General features: G+C 50.5%; 1 protein-coding gene. It reads left to right on the top strand.

Annotation, left to right across the window (positions count from 1 at the left end):
* On the top strand, window positions 1–459 hold a 459-nt coding region (locus AB4405_RS24370; protein WP_372063120.1), incomplete at both ends, for a VCBS domain-containing protein.

Raw genomic sequence — 459 nt, 5'->3', positions numbered from 1 at the left:
TCCATCGGAAGCAGAAGGCAATGTTGTTGAAAACGATAACCTGGTTGAACTAACAGATAATGGCACGTTGCAACTGTCTGATGTGGATGGCAGTGATGAAGAATCGTTCCAAGTTGATCCAGATACAATCACCTCAACGAGTACACTCACAGGCTCCACGGGTGAGGCGTTAGGTGAACTGACAATCAATGCCATTGGTGAATGGGAGTACGATATCCCTAATGGTTACGTTGAGTACCTTGGTGAGGGTGACACGGCAACCGAAACCTTCACTGTGTTGTCAGCAGACGGTACACCCCACGTGGTGACCATCACGATAGAAGGCACGAACGATGTGCCGGTAATTTCCGGCACCTCCGCTGGCCAAGTGACCGAAGATAATACCGACGACATTGATAGCACAACGGGCGACCTCACCGTGGGCGCGAAGGTTGACATTAGTGACGTTGACCAAGACGA

This window comes from Vibrio sp. 10N.261.51.F12 (assembly GCF_041471725.1).
Classification (GTDB): Bacteria; Pseudomonadota; Gammaproteobacteria; order Enterobacterales; family Vibrionaceae; genus Vibrio.
The sequence above is the reverse complement of the archived record's forward strand: the minus strand, read 5'-3'. Positions and strand labels throughout refer to the sequence as shown.